Source organism: Sphingomonas sp., from assembly GCF_029239295.1.
Classification (GTDB): Bacteria; Pseudomonadota; Alphaproteobacteria; order Sphingomonadales; family Sphingomonadaceae; genus Sphingomonas.
Map to the genome: position 1 here is coordinate 24238 of NZ_JAQZBC010000007.1, position 20769 is coordinate 45006.

22 protein-coding genes are annotated in these 20769 nt (G+C 66.1%); 14 read left to right on the top strand and 8 right to left on the bottom strand.

Annotated elements, in window-relative coordinates; all coding sequences use genetic code 11:
- Positions 1-28: 28 nt before the first annotated feature.
- Genes K0S66_RS08775 through rbfA form a run of 3 tightly spaced genes read left to right on the top strand, consistent with a single transcriptional unit; the run spans position 29 to position 4058 of the window.
- Positions 29-775 (top strand): DUF448 domain-containing protein, encoded by a 747-nt coding sequence (locus K0S66_RS08775; RefSeq protein WP_301074969.1) that lies wholly within the window; start codon positions 29-31, stop codon positions 773-775.
- Positions 772-3624, top strand: coding sequence for a translation initiation factor IF-2 (gene infB, locus K0S66_RS08780; RefSeq protein WP_301074970.1), 2853 nt, complete (start codon positions 772-774; stop codon positions 3622-3624). The genes K0S66_RS08775 and infB overlap by 4 nt, the downstream gene beginning before the upstream one ends.
- Positions 3625-3668: 44 nt before the next feature.
- Positions 3669-4058, top strand: coding sequence for a 30S ribosome-binding factor RbfA (rbfA, locus tag K0S66_RS08785; RefSeq protein WP_301074971.1), 390 nt, complete (start codon positions 3669-3671; stop codon positions 4056-4058).
- A 15-nt stretch (positions 4059-4073) separates the two neighbouring features.
- On the opposite strand, the gene K0S66_RS08790 is transcribed toward rbfA, so the two are convergent.
- Positions 4074-4799: a haloacid dehalogenase type II gene (locus tag K0S66_RS08790; protein WP_301074972.1), complete on the bottom strand. Its 726-nt coding sequence runs from the start codon at positions 4797-4799 to the stop codon at positions 4074-4076.
- A gap of 130 nt (positions 4800-4929) precedes the next feature.
- Here K0S66_RS08790 and purT point away from each other — a divergent pair, with 130 nt between their 5' ends.
- On the top strand, positions 4930-6102 hold the full coding sequence (gene purT, locus K0S66_RS08795) for a formate-dependent phosphoribosylglycinamide formyltransferase (protein WP_301074973.1): 1173 nt from the start codon (positions 4930-4932) through the stop codon (positions 6100-6102).
- On the opposite strand, the gene K0S66_RS08800 is transcribed toward purT, so the two are convergent.
- Positions 6099-6563, bottom strand: coding sequence for a DUF4126 domain-containing protein (locus tag K0S66_RS08800; protein ID WP_301074974.1), 465 nt, complete (start codon positions 6561-6563; stop codon positions 6099-6101). The two genes, purT and K0S66_RS08800, sit on opposite strands and share 4 nt — an antisense overlap.
- Before the next feature lie 157 nt (positions 6564-6720).
- On the opposite strand from K0S66_RS08800, the gene K0S66_RS08805 reads away from it, so the two are divergent.
- The 5 genes from K0S66_RS08805 to pnp all read left to right on the top strand — a co-directional run bounded on the left by K0S66_RS08805 (position 6721) and on the right by pnp (position 11761).
- Positions 6721-7317: a thymidine kinase gene (locus K0S66_RS08805; protein ID WP_301074975.1), complete on the top strand. Its 597-nt coding sequence runs from the start codon at positions 6721-6723 to the stop codon at positions 7315-7317.
- A gap of 63 nt (positions 7318-7380) precedes the next feature.
- On the top strand, positions 7381-8067 hold the full coding sequence (locus K0S66_RS08810) for a site-2 protease family protein (protein ID WP_301074976.1): 687 nt from the start codon (positions 7381-7383) through the stop codon (positions 8065-8067).
- A gap of 11 nt (positions 8068-8078) precedes the next feature.
- The gene (gene truB, locus K0S66_RS08815) at positions 8079-8972 is read left to right on the top strand and encodes a tRNA pseudouridine(55) synthase TruB (protein ID WP_301074977.1); all 894 of its coding nucleotides are present in this window, start codon (positions 8079-8081) and stop codon (positions 8970-8972) included.
- A gap of 21 nt (positions 8973-8993) precedes the next feature.
- Complete coding sequence (gene rpsO, locus K0S66_RS08820; protein WP_301074978.1) at positions 8994-9263, top strand: 30S ribosomal protein S15; 270 nt, start codon at positions 8994-8996, stop codon at positions 9261-9263.
- Positions 9264-9415: 152 nt separating this feature from the next.
- A complete protein-coding gene (gene pnp / locus K0S66_RS08825; protein ID WP_301074979.1) occupies positions 9416-11761 on the top strand; it encodes a polyribonucleotide nucleotidyltransferase in 2346 nt (781 codons plus the stop codon).
- 198 nt (positions 11762-11959) lie between these two features.
- Here the strand turns inward: pnp and K0S66_RS08830 are convergent, their stop codons facing one another.
- Positions 11960-12400: a phasin family protein gene (locus tag K0S66_RS08830; RefSeq protein ID WP_301074980.1), complete on the bottom strand. Its 441-nt coding sequence runs from the start codon at positions 12398-12400 to the stop codon at positions 11960-11962.
- Positions 12401-12537: 137 nt separating this feature from the next.
- On the bottom strand, positions 12538-14232 hold the full coding sequence (locus tag K0S66_RS08835; RefSeq protein ID WP_301074981.1) for an alpha/beta fold hydrolase: 1695 nt from the start codon (positions 14230-14232) through the stop codon (positions 12538-12540).
- 113 nt (positions 14233-14345) lie between these two features.
- On the opposite strand from K0S66_RS08835, the gene K0S66_RS08840 reads away from it, so the two are divergent.
- Genes K0S66_RS08840 through thiD form a run of 5 tightly spaced genes read left to right on the top strand, consistent with a single transcriptional unit; the run spans position 14346 to position 17900 of the window.
- The gene (locus K0S66_RS08840) at positions 14346-15554 is read left to right on the top strand and encodes an LL-diaminopimelate aminotransferase (RefSeq protein ID WP_301074982.1); all 1209 of its coding nucleotides are present in this window, start codon (positions 14346-14348) and stop codon (positions 15552-15554) included.
- Positions 15555-15587: 33 nt separating this feature from the next.
- Positions 15588-16367 (top strand): sulfite exporter TauE/SafE family protein, encoded by a 780-nt coding sequence (locus tag K0S66_RS08845; RefSeq protein ID WP_301074983.1) that lies wholly within the window; start codon positions 15588-15590, stop codon positions 16365-16367.
- A gap of 40 nt (positions 16368-16407) precedes the next feature.
- Positions 16408-16851, top strand: a complete 444-nt coding sequence (locus tag K0S66_RS08850; RefSeq protein WP_301074984.1) for a thioesterase family protein — start codon at positions 16408-16410, stop codon at positions 16849-16851.
- A gap of 9 nt (positions 16852-16860) precedes the next feature.
- Positions 16861-17100, top strand: a complete 240-nt coding sequence (locus tag K0S66_RS08855; protein WP_301074985.1) for a DUF1272 domain-containing protein — start codon at positions 16861-16863, stop codon at positions 17098-17100.
- A 32-nt stretch (positions 17101-17132) separates the two neighbouring features.
- Positions 17133-17900: a bifunctional hydroxymethylpyrimidine kinase/phosphomethylpyrimidine kinase gene (thiD, locus tag K0S66_RS08860; protein WP_301074986.1), complete on the top strand. Its 768-nt coding sequence runs from the start codon at positions 17133-17135 to the stop codon at positions 17898-17900.
- A gap of 60 nt (positions 17901-17960) precedes the next feature.
- Here thiD and K0S66_RS08865 read toward each other — a convergent pair whose 3' ends face one another.
- The 4 genes from K0S66_RS08865 to plsX all read right to left on the bottom strand — a co-directional run bounded on the left by K0S66_RS08865 (position 17961) and on the right by plsX (position 20709).
- Entirely contained in the window at positions 17961-18329 is a 369-nt protein-coding gene (locus K0S66_RS08865; RefSeq protein ID WP_301074987.1) for a MerR family transcriptional regulator, read from the bottom strand.
- Complete coding sequence (locus tag K0S66_RS08870; protein WP_301074988.1) at positions 18326-18628, bottom strand: integration host factor subunit alpha; 303 nt, start codon at positions 18626-18628, stop codon at positions 18326-18328. The genes K0S66_RS08865 and K0S66_RS08870 overlap by 4 nt, the downstream gene beginning before the upstream one ends.
- 84 nt (positions 18629-18712) lie before the next feature.
- Positions 18713-19681 (bottom strand): beta-ketoacyl-ACP synthase III, encoded by a 969-nt coding sequence (locus tag K0S66_RS08875; RefSeq protein WP_301074989.1) that lies wholly within the window; start codon positions 19679-19681, stop codon positions 18713-18715.
- Positions 19678-20709, bottom strand: coding sequence for a phosphate acyltransferase PlsX (gene plsX, locus K0S66_RS08880; protein WP_301074990.1), 1032 nt, complete (start codon positions 20707-20709; stop codon positions 19678-19680). The genes K0S66_RS08875 and plsX overlap by 4 nt, the downstream gene beginning before the upstream one ends.
- Positions 20710-20769: the final 60 nt, after the last annotated feature.

Consider the following 20769-nt stretch of genomic DNA (forward strand, 5'->3'; position numbering starts at 1 on the left):
ACGCGGTTGCCGGGCGGGAGGCGCGCGCATGAGCGATCCGATCCGCACCTGTATCCTGTCGCGCGAGGAATCGCCCAGGGACGGCCTGATCCGACTCGTCATGGCGCCCGATGGCCGCGTGCTGCCCGACGTGCGCGCCAAGGCGCCAGGTCGTGGCGCGTGGATTGCCGTGACCGCTGCCGAACTGGCCGTCGCGCAGCAGAAGGGCAAGCTGCGCGGGGCGCTGGCGCGGGCATTCAAGACCGGCGAGATGACCATCCCGGACGATCTGCCGGCGTTGATCGCCAGCGCGCTGGAGCGCAACGCGCTCGACCGGCTGGGGCTGGAAGCGCGTTCGGGCGCGGTGCTGACCGGATCGGATCGAATCGCCGAGGCGGCGCGATCCGGGCGGCTTCACGCGCTATATCATGCTGCCGATGCCAGCGAGGACGGGCGGCGCAAGCTGGCCCAGGCCTGGCGAGTCGGCTCGAACCGCGAAGGCAGCGGACTGGGGGGCTTGGTTCTGCCGATGCCGCGCCCCATATTGTCGATGGCGCTTGGCCGCGAAAACGTGGTACATATCGGCGTCACCGACCGCATGGCGGCCGGCAGGTTGGGCGAAGCGCTCGATCGCTGGCGCCGCTTTATCGGCCCTGATAGCCCAGAAGCTCATCAAAGTGGTACTTTGGTGGGTGGTCTGACCTCCGCACCTTGCGCAACGGCCGCGCAAGGCGCATCGGCGCCCGAGCTTTCCGGGCATATACCGGCCGTGACGACACACGAGGAATTTGAGTGAGCGAGACCGACAACGACAAGCCGAAACTTGGCATGCGCGCGCCGCTGGGCGTCCGACGCACCGTCGAGACCGGCAAGGTGAAGCAAAGCTTCAGCCACGGCCGCTCCAATACGGTGATCGTGGAGACGAAGAAGGCACGCACGTTCCGCAAGCCGGGTGATCCGGCGCCGGTCGAGCAGGCAGCCGCACCGGAGCCCGTCGAGGCACCGGCAGCGCCCGCGCCGCAGGCCGCGCCCCCGCGCGCACCGTCGGACGAGACGCCGCAGGAGCGCCAGGCCCGCCTGCTTCGCGAAGCAGAAGAGCAGCGCATGCGTGCGCTGGAAGAATTGCGGCACCGCGAGGAGGCCGAGCGTGCCCGCGCAGCCGAGGACGAGAAGCGTCGCGTCGAAGAGCGTGCCGCAGCGGCGGCGGCTGCCCAGGCCGAGCCTGCGGCCGAAGCTGCGCCGGCAGCACCGGAGCCGGCCGTTGCAGAGGCCCCGGCGGCTGCGCCCGCAGCACCCGCGGCCGAAGAGCCGCTGATGGTGCGCACCGGTGCGCCGATCATGTTCCGTCCGGTGGCCCCGCCGCCGCCGCCTCCGGCACCCGAGCCCAAGGCACCGGTCGTCGAGACGCCGGCCGCGCCTGAGCCCGCGCCGGCTGCCCCGGTTGCGGCACCGCCGCCGCCGCCCGCGCCCAAGCCGACACCGGCCCCGCCGCCTGCACCGCCGGTGCTGGGTCGCGATCCGTCGATGCCGGCCCCGCGCCGCTTCTCGCCGGTTGCTCGCCCCGAGATCCCGAAGCCGCAGCCCAAGCCCGAGCCGAAGCCGGCTCCTGCTGCCGCGACGGCTCCGTCGGCCAGCGGTTCGTCCGCCGGTTCGTCCGCGCCGCAGCAGCGCAGCCTGCCCACGGGCCAGGCGACGCCGCGCAACAACGCAGCGCCAGCGCGTCCGCAGCAGCGCGACCGCAAGGGCGACGAGCGTCGTGGCGGCAAGCTGACCGTGACTCGCGCGCTGAACGAGGATGGCGCCCGCGCCCGCTCGCTCGCCGCGCTGAAGCGTGCCCGCGAAAAGGAAAAGCGCGGCTGGACTGGCCCGCGCGAGCCGCAGGCCAAGCAGGTCCGCGACGTTCAGGTGCCTGAGGCGATCACCGTCCAGGAGCTGGCGAACCGTATGGCGGAGCGCGGCGCTGACCTGGTGAAGGCGCTGTTCAAGATGGGCTCGCCCGTCACCATGACGCAGACGATCGACCAGGATACGGCAGAGCTGCTCGTCACCGAGTTCGGCCACAATGTCGTGCGCGTCAGCGACAGCGACATCGACCTGGTGCTGGATACCGCACCGGACGATGATGCCGATCTGAAGCCGCGTCCGCCGGTCGTCACGATCATGGGCCACGTTGATCACGGCAAGACCAGCCTGCTCGACGCGTTGCGCGGCACCGACGTGGTGCGCGGCGAGGCCGGTGGCATCACGCAGCACATCGGCGCCTATCAGGTGACGTTGAAGGACAAGTCGAAGATCACCTTCCTCGACACGCCGGGCCACGAAGCGTTCACCGCCATGCGGGCGCGTGGTGCGGACGTGACCGACATTGTCGTGCTGGTGGTGGCCGCTGACGACGGGCTGATGCCGCAGACGATCGAGGCAATCAATCACACGAAGGCGGCTGGCAAGCCGATGATCGTGGCGATCAACAAGATCGACAAGCACGATGCCAATGCCCAGCGCGTGCGCGAGCGCCTGCTGGAGCATAACATCCAGGTCGAAGAGATGGGCGGCGAGACGCAGGACGTCGAAGTCTCCGCGCTGAAGAAGACCGGGCTCGACCAGTTGATCGAGAAGATCCAGCTGCAGGCCGAGCTGATGGATCTGAAGGCGAACCCCGATCGCGATGCCGAGGGCACGGTGATCGAGGCCAAGCTGGACAAGGGCCGTGGCCCGGTGGCGACGGTGCTGGTCACGCGTGGCACGCTGAAGGTTGGCGACGTGTTCGTTGTCGGCGCCGAAAGCGGCAAGGTGCGTGCACTGGTCGACGACAAGGGTCGCCAGCTCAAGGAAGCGGGCCCGTCGACGCCGGTCGAGGTACTCGGCATGTCGGGCACCCCGTCGGCTGGTGATCAGCTGCAGGTGGTCGAGACCGAGGCACGGGCACGCGAAGTGGCGGAATATCGCCAGGGCGTGCTGACGCAGAAGCGCACGACGTCGGCACCGGCGAGTCTCGAGAGCATGTTCTCTGCCCTGGCAGCGAACAAGGCGATCGAATATCCGCTGGTCGTCAAGGCCGATACGCAGGGTACCGTCGAGGCGATCGTCGCCGCGATCAACAAGATCTCGACCGACGACATTCGCGCGCGCATCCTGCATTCGGGCGTGGGTGGCATCACCGAGAGCGACGTGAACGCGGCTGCGGCCTCGGGGGCGCCGATCATCGGCTTCCACGTCCGCGCCAATGCGAAGGCTCGCGAGATCGCCGATCGGCACAAGGTGGCGTTGAAATATTACGACGTCATCTATGACCTGATCGACGAGATCCGCGCCGGCATGGCGGGTGAGCTTGGTCCCGAAGCGTTCGAGACCGTGGTTGGCCGTGCGGAAATCCGCGACGTCTTCTCGGCCGGCAAGCACGGCAAGGCGGCTGGTCTGCTGGTCGTCGAAGGTGTCATCCGCAAGGCGCTCAAGGCCCGCATCACGCGCAACGACGTCATTATCTACAATGGCGAAATTGCCTCGCTGCGGCGCTTCAAGGACGACGTGCCGGAGGTTCGCGCGGGTCTCGAATGCGGTGTGACGTTCACGCAGAACTTCACCGACATCCGTCCGGGCGACTTCCTCGAAACGTTCGAGGTCGAGCTGCGCGAACGCACGCTGTAAGGACATGAACCCTCTCCCCCACGGGGGAGAGGGGACTTGCGACAATGACCGATCAACCAGAAAAATCCGTCCGTACCCTGCGCGTAGGCGAACAGGTGCGTCACGTGCTGTCAGAGATCCTGCAGCGCGGCGACGTGCATGACGACGTGCTGACATCGCACCTGGTGAGCATCACCGAAGTGCGCATGTCGCCCGATCTTCGTCATGCGACCGTGTTCGTGAAGCCGTTGCTGGGCAAGGACGAGGACGCGGTGCTGAAGGCGCTGCGCACCAACACCGCCTATCTCCAGCGCGAAGTCGCCCGGCGGGTAAAGATGAAATATGCCGCGAAGCTCAAGTTCCTGAGCGACGAGAGCTTCGACGAGGGCAGCCACATCGACCAGCTGCTGCGCTCGCCCACCGTGGCGCGCGACCTGGAAGCCAGCGGGGAATAAGCCGCCGGCTGCGGATCAGCAGCCGAGCTTTTCCGCCAGGTCAGTGAGGCTGTCGGCTGACCATTCCCAATTCTGCGCCAGTTTTGCGTCGGGCGCTGCCCGTCCGCCATATTCCATCGGCCGCGCAATGAACGCGGTCTTGAGGCCGCAAGCGCGCGCGGCGGCGAGATCGCTGTGATGCGCGGCGACGAGGCACACGTCCTGCGGCGCGAGGCCGAGGATTTCCGCGGTACCTAGGTAAGCGCGGGGGTCGGGCTTGTAGGCGCGGGTGACTTCGGCGCCCATGATGGCGTCCCAGGGCAGGCCACCGCGCCGCGCCATCTCCAGCATCAGCGCGATATTGCCGTTCGACAGGGTGACCATCGGGAAGCGGCCTTTCAGGCGGGTCAGCCCCTCCACCGAGTCTGGCCAGGGGGTGAGGCGGCGCCAGGCGAAGGTCCAGTCCTGCAGCAATGCTTCGTCGAGCTTGGCGGGATCGACGCCTTCATCCTTCAGCGTTTCGCCCAGCATCTCGCGGTGGAGCACGTCGAGGATGGTGAAGTCGCGGCCCGACTTGGCATAGGCCGCCATGCCGGTGAGGTAGCGGCGGCGCCACTTGTCTGTGAAGGCCGCGGGATCAAGATCGTCGCGGCCGATCCGCGCGAGGAAGGTGGCGGATTCCGCGGTGATGCTGGTGCGCCAGTCCACCACCGTTCCGAACACGTCGAACGCGAGCACCCTGGGCAAATCGGAACCGGCCATTCATCCCCTCGCAGATTGAACCGGCGCGTCGCGGTCCGCCCTTTTGCCGCGTGCTACGAGTGATGCTCCCCGTGGACAAGCCGTGGCAATCGGGCCACTCACGCCACCGGCAACAGCAAGGCGGTGCGGCATGGCGTTCACGGAAACAATCCTTCTGCTCGGTTCGGGCGAACTCGGGCGCGAGTTCGTGATCTCGGCCAAGCGGCTCGGCTGCTATGTCATCGCGTGCGACAGCTATGACGACGCGCCAGCGATGCAGGTGGCGGATGCGCGCGAGATATTCTCGATGCTGGACGCCGACCTGCTGCGCGCCGCGGTGGCGAAGCATCGCCCCGATTTCGTCGTTCCCGAGGTGGAGGCGATCCGCACCGAAGTGCTGGCCGAGCTGGAAGCGGCAGGGACGACGATCGTGCCCTCGGCGCGGGCGACGATGATGACGATGAACCGCGATGGCATCCGCGAAGTGGCGGCAGTCGAGCTGGGGCTGCGCACCTCGCGCTATCGCTATGCCGAAACGCTGGACGAGGTGCGCGCGGGCGCGGCGCACACCGGGCTGCCGTGCGTCATCAAGCCGGTGATGTCGTCATCAGGCAAGGGGCAGAGCACGGTTCGCAGCGAAGCGGAGCTGGAGGCGGCGTGGGATTATGCCGTCGCGAACATGCGCGGCGACCGGGCGCGAGTGATCGTCGAGGAGTTCGTCGATTTCGACTATGAGATCACGCTCCTGACGGTGCGCACGCGCGATGGCGTCGTCTTCTGCCCGCCGATCGGTCACCGGCAGGAACGCGGCGATTATCAGGAAAGCTGGCAGCCCGCCGCCATGTCGGAACAGGCGATCGCCAACGCCCAAGACATGGCGCGCAAGGTGGTGGATGACCTAGGCGGCTATGGCCTGTTCGGCGTTGAGTTCTTCGTCAAGGATGACGAGGTAATCTTCTCCGAACTGTCGCCGCGCCCGCATGACACGGGGATGGTGACGTTGATCTCGCAATCCTTGAGCGAGTTCGACCTGCACGCCCGCGCGATCCTCGGCCTGCCGATCCCGACGCTGACCAGCTACGGCCCGTCCGCCTCGGCGGTGATCCTGGCGGATCGTGCGTCGGAGACGGTGCGCTACGACGGGATTGCCGAGGCACTTGCAACGCCGGGAGGCGAAGTGGACGTGCGGATCTTCGCCAAGCCGACGACGCGGCCCTATCGGCGCATGGGCGTGGCGCTGGCGCGTGCCGCCACCACCGACGACGCCCGGCGCATCGCGGCGGAAGCGGCGTCGAAGGTGCGGCTAAGCTACGATCCGGCTTAAGCGGCGCGCTTAACGAGGCGCGGGTCGGCCGCAGCGACACCGGTGGCGAGCACCAGGGCATCCTCGACGAAGCCGCTCGCCGTCTGGCCGTAGCGGCGAAGTGCCGCCATTCGGATGCGCCAGCCGATGTATGAGCTGGCGAGCGCGGTGCCGAGCGCGACGGCGGCGCCGGTAACGCGCTGACCCTTGGGTGCCAGCGCGGCGCCGGCGTAAGCGGAGGTAACGCTGCGCACGGCAAGGCCGATCGGTACGATGCGGTCGGGCGCCGTCTTCTGCTTGTCGCCGGCCATTTCCGCGGCGCTGAATGCAACGGCGCCCCAGGCGATCAGCGGGTTCTTGAACAATTTGGCGAGCGGCATGTCATCGGGCAGGGCGCCGCGACGGCCGGCAGCGGCGAGGGCGGCCAACGGCACGATCCCGCGCTGACCCGCGGCAAGCCCGATGAGGTAGGAGCGAAGCATCGGCGAATTCCTCCATTGGTTCGCGCGAACAATCGCTGGGCGCCATTTCGTATCCCGTACTGCGGCAAAACAATGCCCCGGTGAAACACTGATGGAGGTAGATCACCGATCGCGGGAAAACAGTGGCGCGGCGCGCGCCGATGGGGAACAGCACGGCATGGCCAAGCTCTATTTCTATTATGCCAGCATGAACGCGGGAAAATCGACCAACCTGCTGCAGGCCGACTTCAATTACCGCGAGCGCGGCATGGCGACGATGCTGTTCACCGCGGCGATCGATGATCGCTTTGCCGCCGGAACGATCACGTCACGCATCGGCCTGTCGGCGCCGGCAACTATGTTTGACCCGACGACCAATATCGCTGCCTGTGTGCTCGATCGCCATGTCGAGGAAACGGTGGCCTGCGTGCTGGTTGACGAGGCGCAGTTCCTGACCGCCGCGCAGGTCGATCAACTGGCGCGGCTGGCGGATGTGGATGGCATTCCGGTGCTGGCGTACGGGCTGCGTACGGATTTCCAGGGCGCGTTGTTCGAAGGATCGGCGCGGCTGCTGGCGCTGGCCGATGCGCTGATCGAGATAAAGTCGGTCTGCGAATGCGGGCGCAAGGCGACGATGAACCTGCGGGTGGACGGGCAGGGGCGCCCGGTCGCGGCGGGCGCACAGACGGTGATCGGCGGGAACGACCGTTATGTCGCGCTGTGCCGGCGGCATTTCACCGCGGCGCTGGAGCGAGGCGCCGTCGGGGAGGCGTAGAACGCGGGCGGGCGGCGGCAATCGCTGGCGCTCTTACCCTCGCCCCCCTATCTCGCCGGCATCATGACACCCGACAATCCCATCTACGCCGCGGCGGTGTGGATCATTCCGCTGATCATCGCGATCGTCTTTCACGAAGTGGCGCATGGCCTGATGGCCCGCGCGCTGGGCGATCCGACCGCGGCTGAGCTCAACCGGCTGTCGTTCAACCCACTCCGCCATGTCGATCCGATCGGCACCGTCATCCTGCCGCTGGGCCTCGCGCTCGCCAAGGCGCCGGTGTTCGGCTGGGCAAAGCCGGTGCCGGTTGATGCACGGCGGCTGCGCAATCCGCGCTGGGGCATGGTGGCGGTGGCGCTGGCCGGACCGGGGATGAACTTCCTGCTGGCGGCGATCGCGGCGATCGCGATCGGTGTCGTCTACGGGCAGATGAGCGGGCCGCCCGAGGGTATCAGCCAGTTCATCTTCGCCAACCTGGTCAACTTCCTGCTGATCAACATCTTCCTGGCGGTGTTCAACCTGTTGCCGCTGCCGCCGTTCGATGGCGGGCATGTGGTGGAAGGCGTGCTGCCGCGGCGGCTCGCGGTGGAATGGGCGAAGCTGGCGCGCTTCGGCTTTCCGCTGATCATCGTCCTGTTGGTGGTCGTGCCGATGATCTGGCCGAGCGCCAGCATCGTGGGCAAGATCGTCGGACCGCCGGCGGACTGGCTGGTGCGCCAGTATCTCGCGTTCGCGCAGCTGTTCGCCTGAGGACTTTCGACATGCATGGCTGGCTGATCCTCGACAAGCCGCTGGGGCTTGGATCGACACAGGGCGTGAGCGCGGTGAAGCGGGCGCTGCGCGAAGGCGGATATGGCAAGGCGAAGGTGGGCCACGGCGGCACGCTGGACCCGTTGGCATCCGGCGTGCTGCCGATCGCGCTGGGCGAGGCGACGAAGCTTGCCGGGCGGATGCTCGACAGCGACAAGGTGTACGACTTCACCATCCGCTTCGGCGAGCAGACCGATACGCTGGACGGCGAGGGCAAGGTGATCGCGACCAGTGACGTGCGCCCGACGCGCGATGCGCTGGCGGCGGTGCTGGCGGACTTCACCGGGCCGATCGAGCAGATGCCGCCGGCGTTCTCCGCGCTGAAGGTCGACGGGCAGCGGGCCTATGACCTGGCGCGCGCGGGCGAAGAGGTGATCCTGAAAACGCGGGCGGTGACGGTGTTCGCGCTGAGCGTGACCCAGGCGGCCGGCGCAGGTGCGCTGGAGGAGGCGACGCTGACCGCGCATGTTTCCAAGGGTACTTATATCCGCAGCCTGGCGCGGGACATTGCGCTGGCCCTTGGAACCGTCGGCCATGTCACCTATCTCAGACGGACGAAGGCGGGTCCGTTCGGCCTTTCCCAAGCGATATCGCTGGACAATTTGAGCGAAGCCGCTAAGGCGCGCACCCTTGAACATATTCTCCTGCCGTTGAGGGCGGGGCTGGACGACATCCCGGCTCTACCCCTCACTCCCGACCAGGCAGGGGCGCTCCGCCAGGGGCGTGTTCTGGCCGGGATCGTTGCCGACGATGGCCAGTATTTTGCCTGCCTGCACGATGTGCCGGTGGCGCTGATCGAGGTCCAGGCCCGCGAGGGTCGTGTCGTCCGCGGCTTCAACCTATAAAACGATGTCGAAGGAAAACACATGTCGATCACTGCGGAACGCCGCCAGGAACTCATCAAGGATCACGCCCGCGCCGAAGGCGACACCGGTTCGCCGGAAGTTCAGGTCGCGATCCTGACCGAGCGGATCCGGAACCTGACCGAGCACTTCAAGGGCCACGCCAAGGATAACCATTCGCGTCGCGGCCTGCTGATGATGGTCAACAAGCGTCGTTCGCTTCTCGACTATCTCCGCAAGACCGAAGGCGATCGTTACCTCGCCCTCATCGCGAAGCTCGGTCTTCGCAAGTAATTCAGAAGGGCGCCCTCGCGGCGCCCTTCTCGCATATGCGGCCCGCGGGTGCGGGCGCACATTGCCAGAAGGCAATAAGGCCGACTGGCAGGAGCCGACACTGGCTCAAGCAGGCCCCCCGCGCATCGGGTGTGGGGAGTGAAGGAAACGAAATGTTCGACAAGAAAACGGTAAGCATCGAGTGGGGCGGAAAAACCCTGACGCTCGAAACGGGCAAGGTCGCCCGCCAGGCCGACGGTGCCGTGATGGCGACGCTCGGCGAGACGGTGGTGCTGTGTGCCGTCACCGCTGCCAAGACGGTCAAGGAAGGGCAGGATTTCTTCCCCCTCACCGTCCACTATCAGGAAAAGTTTTCCGCCGCCGGTCGTATCCCGGGCGGCTTCTTCAAGCGTGAGCGTGGCGCGACCGAGAAGGAGACCCTGGTCTCGCGTCTCATCGATCGCCCGATCCGCCCGCTGTTCCCGGAAGGGTTCTACAACGAGATCAACGCCATCGCTCAGGTGCTGAGCTATGACGGCGAGAACGAGCCGGACATCCTGGCGATGGTCGCCGCGTCGGCCGCGCTCACCATCTCGGGCGTGCCTTTCATGGGCCCGATCGGCGCAGCACGCGTCGGTTATATCGACGGCGAGTATATCCTCAACCCGACCGACAAGCAGGTCGAAGAGGGTCAGCTCGACCTGGTCGTCGCCGCCACCTACGACGCGGTGATGATGGTCGAATCCGAAGCCAAGGAGCTGTCGGAAGAGATCATGCTGGGCGCCGTGCTGTTCGCGCATGACGCCTGCCGTGAGGTCGTGAAGGCGATTGTGAAGCTCGCTGAGCAGGCCGCCAAGGATCCGTGGGAGCTGGCGCCCGTCGACGACAAGTCGGCAACGCTGAAGAAGCTCGACAAGGTGATCGGCAAGGACATTGCCGCCGCCTACAAGCTGACCGACAAGCAGCAGCGCCAGAATGCGCTGAACGAGGCGCGCGCCAAGGCACGCGAGGCGTTTGCTGACCTGAAGGAAAGCGATCCCGCCCAGTACCTCGGCACGCTGAAGCTGGTGAAGAAGCTGGAGGCGAACATCGTCCGTCAGGCAATCCTGAAGGACGGCAAGCGCATCGACGGCCGCACCACCACGCAGATCCGTCCGATCGAGGCGGAAACGCACTTCCTGCCGCGTGCGCATGGCTCGGCACTGTTCACGCGTGGCGAAACCCAGACGATCGCGACCGCGACGCTTGGTACCCGCGATGCGGAGCAGATGATCGACGGCCTGAACGGCCTGTCGTACCAGCATTTCATGCTGCACTATAACTTCCCGCCGTACTCGGTCGGTGAAGTGGGCCGCTTCGGCGCGCCGGGCCGTCGCGAAGTCGGCCATGGCAAGCTGGCATGGCGTGCGCTGCACCCGGTGCTGCCGACCAAGGAAGAGTTCCCGTACACCATCCGTCTGACCAGCGACATCACAGAGTCGAACGGCTCGTCGTCGATGGCATCGGTGTGCGGCGGCTCGCTGGCTCTGATGGACGCAGGCGTGCCGATCGCGCGTCCGGTGTCCGGCATTGCCATGGGCCTGATCCTGGAAGGCAAGGATTTCGCGATCCTGTCCGACATCCTGGGTGACGAGGATCACCTCGGCGACATGGACTTCAAGGTGGCCGGCACGTCCGAGGGCATCACCACGATGCAGATGGACATCAAGATCGCCGGGATCACCCGCGAGATCTTCGAAGCCGCGCTGCATCAGGCGAAGGAAGGCCGTGCGCACATCCTGGGCGAGATGAACAAGGCGCTGGGTGAAACCCGCACCGAGCTCAGCGCCCATGCGCCGCGCATCGAGACGATCACGGTCGACAAGTCGAAGATCCGCGATATCATCGGCACGGGTGGCAAGGTGATCCGCGAGATCGTCGCCACCACCGGTGCGAAGGTCGACATCGACGACGAGGGCGTGGTGAAGATCAGCTCCTCCGATCACTCGCAGATCGAAGCCGCGATCAACTGGATCAAGGGCATCGTAGAAGAAGCCGAGGTCGGCAAGATCTACAGCGGCAAGGTCGTCAACATCGTCGATTTCGGTGCGTTCGTGAACTTCATGGGTGGCAAGGACGGTCTCGTCCACGTCTCCGAAATGAAGAACGAGCGGGTCGAGAAGCCGGGCGACGTCGTGTCCGAAGGCCAGGAAGTGAAGGTCAAGGTCCTCGAGATCGATCCGCGCGGCAAGGTTCGCCTGTCGATGCGTGTCGTCGACCAGGAAACCGGCGAAGAGCTGGAAGATACCCGTCCGGCCCGCGAACCGCGCGAACCGCGTGGTGATCGTGGTCCGCGCCGTGACGGCGGCGGCGACCGTGGTGGTCGTGGCGGCGAGCGCGGTGGTGACCGTGGCGGCGATCGTGGCCCACGCCGCGACCGCGGCCCGCGCCGCGAAGGTGGCAATGACGCCAATGACGACAAGGGCCCTGCGCCCGAGTTCGCCCCGGCGTTCCTGACCGGCGACCGCGACCGCGACTAAGCGATCGTTCGCCCTCGGGTGAGACAGGAAGGGCCCCGGCAGCGATGCCGAGGCCCTTTTCTGTTGAATCCGGTTCGTTGCGTGCGCGGGCCGCAGAGGGGCGTGTTACTAGGATCTGCATTGCCCATAGCAAAACACCCCGGAGCAAGGCCCCGGGGTGCATGAGATCAACGGTGGCGGGATGCGCCCGCCCGAGGATCAGGCGGCGGCGGTCTTCACCTTCTCGACCGCGAGCGCGACGCGGTTAGACACCGGCTGAGCGACCTCACCGGCGAGCTTCAGCGCGGATTCGGTCGAGCGCGACGCGTGCGCCATGAACGCGTCGAAAGAGGTGCGCGCGAAATCACTCTGCAGCTGGAAGAAGTCAGCCGGCGACTTGATCGCGCCGAGCGAGCGAACCGCGCCGGTCGCCTGCTCGTAGGACGACTTCACATAGGCCGCCGCATCATGGCCCATCTGCTCGATGCCCTTGGCCGCAATTTTCGAGGATTCCACGATCGCATCGACATTTTCACGCTGAAAGGCGGTCATGTCCTCGAACGCGCGGGAGCCCTTTTCGAACTGGGTGCGGGCATTGTCGTTTGCCTCGGCAAACATCGCGCGGGTCTTCTCGGTCATCGCAGTGAACGCATCGATCATGGTCGGTTCCTTCGCGGTGCACGGCGTGCCTGCTGACGTGGCGGCACACTCATCGTTATGCTGCACTGCAAAATAATGATCCGGCAGTCTCGTTGCAATGTCTTTGTGCGCTGCAACAAAAGGTTTCGGTCGATACCTTATCGTTCGCGCACGTAGCGGCCCGGGGCGTCGTCCAACGCGGGGAGTTTGCCTTGGCCGGGGATGCGTGCACCCACGGCGTCGACCATCGTCGTTCCATGGCTGCGCAGCCACGACAGCCATTCCGGCCACCAGCTGCCCGCGTTCTCGATGGCGCCCTCCACGAACTCGGCGAACGAGCCGGTGGGCTGATCGTTGGTCCAATAGCGATATTTGCGCGCGGCCGGCGGATTGACGACGCCCGCGATATGCCCCGACCCGGCGAGCACGAAGCGCACGGGCCCGCGGAAGTGCCGGGTGATTTCCCATACGCTGTCGGCCGGGGCGATGTGATCCTCTCTCCCGGCCTGGACGAATGCCGGTGTTTGCACGGCACCAAGGTCCAGCGGCGTGCCGTCGATGGTGATGGCGCCCGGCTTCACCAGCAGATTGTCGCGATACAGATCCGCCAGATAGCTGCGGTGCCAGCGAGCGGGGAGGTTCGTCACGTCGCCGTTCCAGTGGAGGAGATCAAACGGGGCGTAATCCTCCCCCAGCAGATAATTGTTGGTGACGTAGTTCCACACCAGGTCGCGGCTGCGTAGCATGTTGAAGGTCGTTGCCATGTAGCGGCCGTCGAGGAACCCCTCCGGCGACAGCGCGTCGATCCGGTCGAGCACGTCGTCGGTGATCAGTGTGGCAAGATCGCCCGCTCGGGTGAAATCGACCTGGGCGGTGAAGAAGGTCGCGCTGGCGACCTTTGCCGCCTCCCTGCGGGCTGCCAGTAGCGCCAGCGTTGCCGCCAGTGTGGTGCCCGCCACGCAATAGCCGATCGCGTGGACGGCGGGCACGTCGAGCAGATCGCGCACCGTATCGATCGCGCCGATCTGCGCCGCGATATAGTCGCGCCAGCCGACCTCCTTCATGCTGGCGTCGGCCGATTTCCACGACACCATGAAGACGCTGATCCCCTGATCGAGGCACCAGCGGATGAAGCTTTTTTCCTCGCTCAGATCGAGGATGTAGAAACGGTTGATCCACGGCGGGAAGATGACCAGCGGGGTTTCCAGCACCTGCGGCGTCGTGGGCGTGTAGTGGATCAGTTCGTAGAGCGGCGTGCGCAGCACGACCTTGCCCGGCGTGGTGGCGAGATTGCGCCCGAGTTCGAAGGCGTCGTGCGGCGTATGCGTCATTTGCCCGCGCGCGATATCCGCGAGCATGTGCTGCAATCCCTTGCGCAGATTATCGCCGCGCGTCTGGAGCGTGCGCTCGATCACCTGGGGATTGGTGAAGGGGAAATTGGTCGGGCTGAGCGCGTCGACGAAATTGCGCATGGCGAAGCGCATCTGGGCGCGCTGCTTGTCGTCGGCACCCGGCATCGTCTCCACGCTGCGCATCAGCTGGTCGGCCATGAACTCATAGGCCTGGCGCAGCGTGGCGAAGAAGGGGTTCTGCTGCCACGCCGGGGCGGTGAAGCGCTTGTCGCTGGATGGCTGCTGCTGTTCGGGGGGGAGGGAGGCAGCGATGAATTGCTGCCACGCGGCCATGCTGTCGGCCCAGGGGTCACGCGGCGGGGTGCCGTCCGCAGCCGCGTTGCCGGCACTGCCATCCAGCACCGCGACGCTCTGTTCCAGCATCATCTGCTGCGCCCGACCGATCATCGCGGTCCATTGCTGCAAGTCGGCAAAACTGGGCGGCACGGGACTGTCGGTCATTGGTTACTCTCCGCCGGTCAGCATAGCGTGGCTATGGGACCGCGATAGCCCTGCCTGCCTTTCGCCGGTTGCGCGCTCCGTCTATGTTGCGCCTCTTCACGATCGAGGTTCGCATGTCCGAAGAGTTCTACCGCATCAAGCGCCTGCCGCCCTATGTCATCGCCGAGGTGAATGCGATGCGGGCCGCGGCGCGCGCGGCTGGCGAGGACATCATCGATCTGGGCATGGGCAACCCCGACCTGCCGCCGCCGCCGCATGTGATCGACAAGCTGGTCGAAGTGGCGCGCAAGCCCGACGCGCATGGCTATTCCGCGTCCAAGGGGATCCCCGGGCTGCGCCGTGCGCAGGCAAACTATTACGGCCGCCGCTTTGGCGTCGATGTCGATCCGGAAAACGAGGTGGTCGTCACCATGGGGTCGAAGGAGGGGCTGGCGAGCCTCGCCACCGCCATCACGGCGCCGGGCGACGTCATCCTGGCGCCGAACCCCAGCTATCCGATCCACACCTTCGGCTTCATCATCGCCGGTGCGACGATCCGCGCCGTGCCGACCACGCCCGACGAGCGCTATTTCGAGAGTCTGGAACGGGCGATGGCCTTTACCGTGCCGCGGCCCAGCATCCTGGTCGTCAATTACCCGTCCAATCCGACCGCGGAGGCAGTGGATCTCGCCTTTTACGAGCGGCTGGTGGCCTGGGCGCGCGAGAACCAGGTGTGGATCATCTCCGACCTTGCCTATTCCGAGCTGTATTTCGATGGCAATCCGACGCCTTCGATCATGCAGGTGAAGGGCGCCAAGGACGTCGCGATCGAATTCACCTCGCTCAGCAAGACCTATTCGATGGCTGGGTGGCGGATTGGGTTCGCCGTGGGCAACAAGACGCTGATCGCCGCCATGACGCGGGTGAAATCCTACCTCGACTATGGTGCCTTCACCCCGATCCAGGCCGCGGCGTGCGCTGCGCTGAACGGCCCGCAGGACATCGTGGAGCAGAACCGCAAGCTGTATCACAAGCGGCGCGACGTGATGGTCGAAAGCTTCGCCCGCGCCGGATGGGAGATCCCCAGCCCGCGCGCCAGCATGTTCGCCTGGGCGCCGCTCCCGCCCGCCCTCGCGCACCTCGGCAGCCTGGAATTCTCCAAGCAGTTGCTGACGCAGGCCAAGGTCGCTGTGGCGCCGGGTGTCGGCTATGGCGAAAATGGCGAGGGCTTCGTTCGGATCGCGATGGTCGAGAATGAACAGCGGCTGCGCCAGGCGGCGCGCAACGTGAAGAAATATCTGGCCAGCATGGGCGTGAACGTGCCGGCACGGAACGCTGGTTGAGCCAGCCACGCGGCTCATCGCGGGGAGCGTTCCTTGGACGCCTATAACCCGCTTTACTCGCTGGCCGGCGTGCTCGTCGGGATGCTGGTCGGGCTGACCGGCGTCGGCGGCGGATCGCTGATGACCCCGCTGCTGGTGCTGGCGTTCGGCTTTCATCCGGCAACCGCGGTTGGCACCGACCTGCTGTACGCATCGGCGACCAAGACAGTCGGCGGCGCAGTGCATGGCCTGCGCGGGACGGTGGATTGGCTGGTCGTGCGCCGCCTGGCGATGGGCAGCATTCCCGCGGCGCTGCTGACGTTGCTCGCCCTCAGCCGGATGAGCGTCCACGCCGAACACACCGGAGGGTGGATCGCCGCCGCGCTGGGCGTGACGTTGATCGCTACCGCAATCGCAACCTTCTTCCGCGCGCGGATCGTCGCCCGGGTAGAGCCCTTCTTCAAGGGTATGAAGCCGGGGACGCTGGCGCTGCTGACAGTGGTGCTGGGCGCGCTGCTCGGCGTGCTCGTGTCGCTGACGTCGGTGGGGGCGGGGGCGTTGGGAATGACGGCGCTGCTGGTGCTCTATCCGCTCACGCCGGTGAACCGGCTGGTCGGATCGGACATCGCGCATGCCGTGCCACTGACGCTGATCGCGGGAATCGGGCATTGGTGGCTGGGGTCGGTCGACATGATCCTGCTAGCCTCGCTGCTGGCCGGATCGATCCCCGGGATCGTGCTGGGCAGCGTGATTGCGTCGCGCGTGACCGACCGACTGCTGACCCCGATCCTTGCCACCACGCTGGCGGTGGTCGGAGTGAAGCTGATATTCTAAGCGCACCAGCTTCGCGCTTACCCAATCAAGGACATCTCCCGTGCCCCGCCCTGGTTTCAGTTTTTCCACCGCCTTCAAGGTCCGTTACGCGGAAATTGACGGGCAACGTGTCGTCTTCAACTCCCGCTACCTCGAATACGCCGATGTGGCAGTGACCGAGTTCTGGGAGTGGACCGGGATCGGCGAGGCGCTGAACGAAGCCTGGCACGAGATGGAATTCCATGTTCGGCGGGCCTCGGTCGATTATCTGAAGCCGTTGATGCTCGGCGACACCGTGGAGACGTCCGTGCGGATCGAACGGATCGGTACCTCCAGCCTGACCAAGCGGTTCGAAATCGCTAACCAGCAGGGCGATCTTTGCGCCGTGATCGACATGGTCAGCGTCAACGTCCACCTGCCGACGGGTCGGCCAGTGGCGATCGCCGGTGAGGTTCGCCAGTTCCTCGAGGCGCTGATGGTGGCGCAGCCGGACCGCGTCGCGTAAGGATCGGCGATGCTGGAAATGCGCCCCGATTGCGAGCGTTGCGGAACCGATCTTCCTGCCGATGAGGGCGGGGCGTTCATCTGTTCGTTCGAATGTACCTTTTGCGCGGACTGCGCGGACGAGATGGACGAACGCTGCCCTAATTGCGGCGGCGAGCTGCTCGATCGTCCGGCGCGGGTCGGCGCGGCGCTTAAGAAGCATCCGGCATCGACGAAGCGGCACTTCGTGCCGGCCGATGGCAAGCGCTGAACCGGCATGACCGACGCGCAGGCGGCGGCGCGATGACGCCCCGCATCCTGATTGTCGCCGGCTCCGATTCAGGGGGCGGCGCGGGCATCCAGGCGGATATCCGTACCGTCACCATGCTGGGTGGCCATCCCATGACGGCGATCACCGCCATCACCGCGCAGAACACGCTGGGGGTGAGCGGCGTCCATCCGATCCCGCCGGCGATGGTCGCGCAGCAGATGCAGGTGTGCATCGACGATATTGGCGTCGACGCGGTCAAGATCGGGATGATCGGCAGCGCCACGACCGCGCATGCCGTTGCCGACGTGATCGAAACGTTGCGCGACGTGCCGATCGTGTTCGATCCGGTGATGATCGCCAGTTCGGGCGCCGTGCTGGCCGATAAGGAAACGACCGCGGCGTTCGGACGGCTGATGCGGCTTGCCACCGTGGTCACCCCCAATTGCCCGGAATTAGCAGCGCTGGGCGGGGTGCAGGCGGTGCTCGATACCGGTTCGACGCTACTTGCCAAGGGTGGCCATGCGGAGGGCGACGTGATTACCGACCGGCTGATCGGCCGCGATGGAGAGATCGCCAGCTGGTCTGGGTCGCGGATCGATACCCGGCATTCGCATGGCACGGGCTGTACGCTGGCCAGCGCCATCGCCGAGGGCCTGGGGCGCGGGCTTGCACTGACGCAGGCGGTGGAGCGCGCACGGGCCTTTGTGCGCGAGGCGCTGGTGAAGGCGCCCGGACTGGGGGGCGGACATGGACCGATGGGGCACCATCTGGTCCGGATGGAGGAGCCGCGCGGGTTCTGACGCCGGGTGCCGGCGGACGGATGCGAGAGGCGAGGGCGGTCGATCCGCCGGCGCCGCCGATCAATACGCGTTCAGCGCGTCCTGCAGATGATCACGAATGGCGATCAGCGCTCCGATTGGAACGGTGTTGCCGGCGGTACGCGGCGCGACAGCGGGGTCAGCCGCAGGCGTGCCCCCGCGGTTTTCGCTGGCGAGCAGCTTCTGTACGCCCTTGACCGTGTAGCCCTCCGTCCCGAGCAGGCGCTGGATACGCTGGATCAGCGCGACGTCGGCTGGACGGTAATATCGCCGATTGCCGGCGCGCGTGACCGGGCGAAGCTGCGGAAACCGCGTTTCCCAATAGCGCAGGACATGTGGCGCGACGCCCGTCGCACTGGCGACCTCGCCGATCGTGCGAAATGCGCCCTCAGCCTTGTCGGAACTGCTCACGCCTGGGCAGCGACGATGCGGTCGCGCATCATCTGGCTGGCACGGAAGGTGAGCACGCGGCGCGGCGCGATTGGTACCTCGACACCCGTCTTGGGATTGCGGCCAACGCGCTCGCCCTTGTCACGCAGGACAAAGGTGCCGAAGCCAGAAATCTTCACATTCTCGCCGCGGGCAAGTGCGCCGCACAGCGATTCGAGAATCTGCTCCACAAGACGCGCCGAATCCGCGCGCGACAGACCCACCTGGCGGTGAAGCGATTCTGCCAGATCCGCCCTAGTCAATGTCCCCGCGTCACTCATTTTCGCTACAACTCCCCACTCGGTTGCTGCAGGTTAGCATTCACGCGCGCGCGGTGGAAGAATGATGTGGCAGTTCACCGTGTCCTAGTAACGGACGACGGCAGCGCCCCAGGTGAAACCGCCGCCCATCGCCTCCAGCACGACGACCTGACCGCGCTGGATACGCCCGTCACGCACCGCCGCATCAAGCGCGAGCGGGACGGAGGCCGCAGACGTGTTGGCATGCTGATCGACCGTCACCACCACCTTCTCCGCCGGCAGGCCGAGCTTTCGGGCGGTCGCATCAAGGATGCGGGCATTGGCCTGGTGCGGGACGACCCAGTCGACCTGATCGGCAGTGAGCCCGACGTTCTCGAGCGTTTCCTCCATCACCGACGCCAGATTGACGACGGCATGGCGGAACACCTCACGCCCCTTCATCCGCAGCTTGCCAACGGTGCCCGTGGTCGACGGGCCCCCGTCGACGTAGAGCAATTCGTTGTGCCGCCCATCGGCGTGCAGCTTCGTCGCCAGGATGCCGCGGCCATCGGGGCCGACGCTCTCCTGCGCCTCGAGAACGATCGCGCCCGCGCCATCGCCGAACAGGACGCAGGTGGTGCGATCCTCCCAGTCGAGGATACGGCTGAACGTTTCCGCGCCGATCACCAGGGCGCGCCGGTACGAACCCGCGCGGATCATGTTGTCCGCGACTTGCACCGCATAGAGGAAGCCCGAGCAGACGGCGGCCACGTCGAACGCGACACAATCGTCGATGCCCAGCATCGCCTGCACCTTGGTGGCGCTGGACGGGAAGGTCTGGTCCGGGGTGGCGGTGGCCAGGACGATCAGGTCGATATCCTGCGGCGCAACGCCAGCGGCCTCGAGCGCGGCCTTGGCGGCATCACGCGCCAGCGTCGCGGTGGTTTCCTCCGGGCCGGCGATATGGCGGAAACGAATGCCGGTTCGCTCGACGATCCACTCGTCGGTGGTGTCGACCATCTCGGCAAGCTCAGCGTTCGACACGCAGCGCGCCGGCAGCGCCGATCCCGTGCCGGTGATGAGGCTGCGAATCATGCCGTTTCTCTCTCAAAGCGGGTGAGATCGTCGGCAATGCGTCGCGCGAGATCAGCCTTCACCATCTTCGCCGCCACGCCGATCGCAGTAGCGACCCCGACCTCGTTCGCGCCGCCATGGCTTTTCAGCACGAGGCCGTTCAGCCCGAGGAAGACCGCGCCATTGTGGTTGTTGGGATCAAGATGGTCGCGCAGCAACTGAGTGGCCGGGCGCGAGATAAGAAAGCCGATCTTGGACCGAACCGAGCTGGTGAAGGCGCGCTTCAGGAGATCGGCGACAAAGCGTGCCGTGCCCTCCGCCGTCTTGAGCGCGATATTGCCGGAGAAGCCGTCGCAGACGATCACGTCATGCTCGCCGCGCGACAGCCGGTCGCCTTCGATGAAGCCGGTGAAGGTCATCGGAAGGTGCGGGGCGTTGCGCAGGGCCGCGGCGGCATCGCGGATCTCCTCGGTGCCCTTTTGATCTTCGCTGCCGATGTTGAGCAGCGCGACGCGCGGATTTTCGAGATCCATGGCCACACGAGCATAAGCCGCGCCCATGACCGCAAACTGAACGAGGTTCTTCGCCTCGACCTCGGTATTGGCGCCGAGATCCAGCACGACCACGTCATTGTCGCCGAGTGTCGGGAGCAAGGCGGCCAGCGCCGGGCGATCGATGCCGGGCATCGTGCGCAGCGCAAGCTTCGCCATCGCCATCAGTGCGCCGGTGTTACCCGAAGACACAGCGGCGCCTGCGCGCCCCTGCTTCACGCAGTCGATCGCGATTCCCATCGACGTGGTCTTGGCACGGCGCAGCGCCTGCCCAGCCTTTTCGTCGCCAGCAATCACATCGGGCGCATGCACGATTTCGGCGTGCTGGCTGAGGTTCGGATGCCGTTTCAGGCCTTCACGGATCGCCGATTCGTCACCGACGAGCAGGAATTTCATCCCCTCGAAACGGTGACGTGCGCGTGCGACGCCCGCCAGCATGACCGCCAGCCCCTCGTCACCGCCCATCGCATCGACGGCGATCCAGGAACTGTCGGCCATGATAAGACGGACTCCGTATACCTAATCTGCAATTCCGAAGCGACGAAGCGCTAGGCGCGC

What these genes read in the sequence shown, in the direction of transcription:
- K0S66_RS08775 (WP_301074969.1), top strand. Translation starts at nt 29, where the DNA reads ATGAGCGATCCGATCCGCACCTGTATCCTGTCGCGCGAGGAATCGCCC.
- rbfA (WP_301074971.1), top strand. Translation starts at nt 3,669, where the DNA reads ATGACCGATCAACCAGAAAAATCCGTCCGTACCCTGCGCGTAGGCGAA.
- K0S66_RS08790 (WP_301074972.1), bottom strand. Translation starts at nt 4,799, where the DNA reads ATGGCCGGTTCCGATTTGCCCAGGGTGCTCGCGTTCGACGTGTTCGGA.
- purT (WP_301074973.1), top strand. Translation starts at nt 4,930, where the DNA reads ATGGCGTTCACGGAAACAATCCTTCTGCTCGGTTCGGGCGAACTCGGG.
- K0S66_RS08800 (WP_301074974.1), bottom strand. Translation starts at nt 6,563, where the DNA reads ATGCTTCGCTCCTACCTCATCGGGCTTGCCGCGGGTCAGCGCGGGATC.
- K0S66_RS08805 (WP_301074975.1), top strand. Translation starts at nt 6,721, where the DNA reads ATGGCCAAGCTCTATTTCTATTATGCCAGCATGAACGCGGGAAAATCG.
- K0S66_RS08810 (WP_301074976.1), top strand. Translation starts at nt 7,381, where the DNA reads ATGACACCCGACAATCCCATCTACGCCGCGGCGGTGTGGATCATTCCG.
- truB (WP_301074977.1), top strand. Translation starts at nt 8,079, where the DNA reads ATGCATGGCTGGCTGATCCTCGACAAGCCGCTGGGGCTTGGATCGACA.
- rpsO (WP_301074978.1), top strand. Translation starts at nt 8,994, where the DNA reads ATGTCGATCACTGCGGAACGCCGCCAGGAACTCATCAAGGATCACGCC.
- pnp (WP_301074979.1), top strand. Translation starts at nt 9,416, where the DNA reads ATGTTCGACAAGAAAACGGTAAGCATCGAGTGGGGCGGAAAAACCCTG.
- K0S66_RS08830 (WP_301074980.1), bottom strand. Translation starts at nt 12,400, where the DNA reads ATGATCGATGCGTTCACTGCGATGACCGAGAAGACCCGCGCGATGTTT.
- K0S66_RS08835 (WP_301074981.1), bottom strand. Translation starts at nt 14,232, where the DNA reads ATGACCGACAGTCCCGTGCCGCCCAGTTTTGCCGACTTGCAGCAATGG.
- K0S66_RS08840 (WP_301074982.1), top strand. Translation starts at nt 14,346, where the DNA reads ATGTCCGAAGAGTTCTACCGCATCAAGCGCCTGCCGCCCTATGTCATC.
- K0S66_RS08855 (WP_301074985.1), top strand. Translation starts at nt 16,861, where the DNA reads ATGCTGGAAATGCGCCCCGATTGCGAGCGTTGCGGAACCGATCTTCCT.
- thiD (WP_301074986.1), top strand. Translation starts at nt 17,133, where the DNA reads ATGACGCCCCGCATCCTGATTGTCGCCGGCTCCGATTCAGGGGGCGGC.
- K0S66_RS08870 (WP_301074988.1), bottom strand. Translation starts at nt 18,628, where the DNA reads ATGAGTGACGCGGGGACATTGACTAGGGCGGATCTGGCAGAATCGCTT.
- K0S66_RS08875 (WP_301074989.1), bottom strand. Translation starts at nt 19,681, where the DNA reads ATGATTCGCAGCCTCATCACCGGCACGGGATCGGCGCTGCCGGCGCGC.
- plsX (WP_301074990.1), bottom strand. Translation starts at nt 20,709, where the DNA reads ATGGCCGACAGTTCCTGGATCGCCGTCGATGCGATGGGCGGTGACGAG.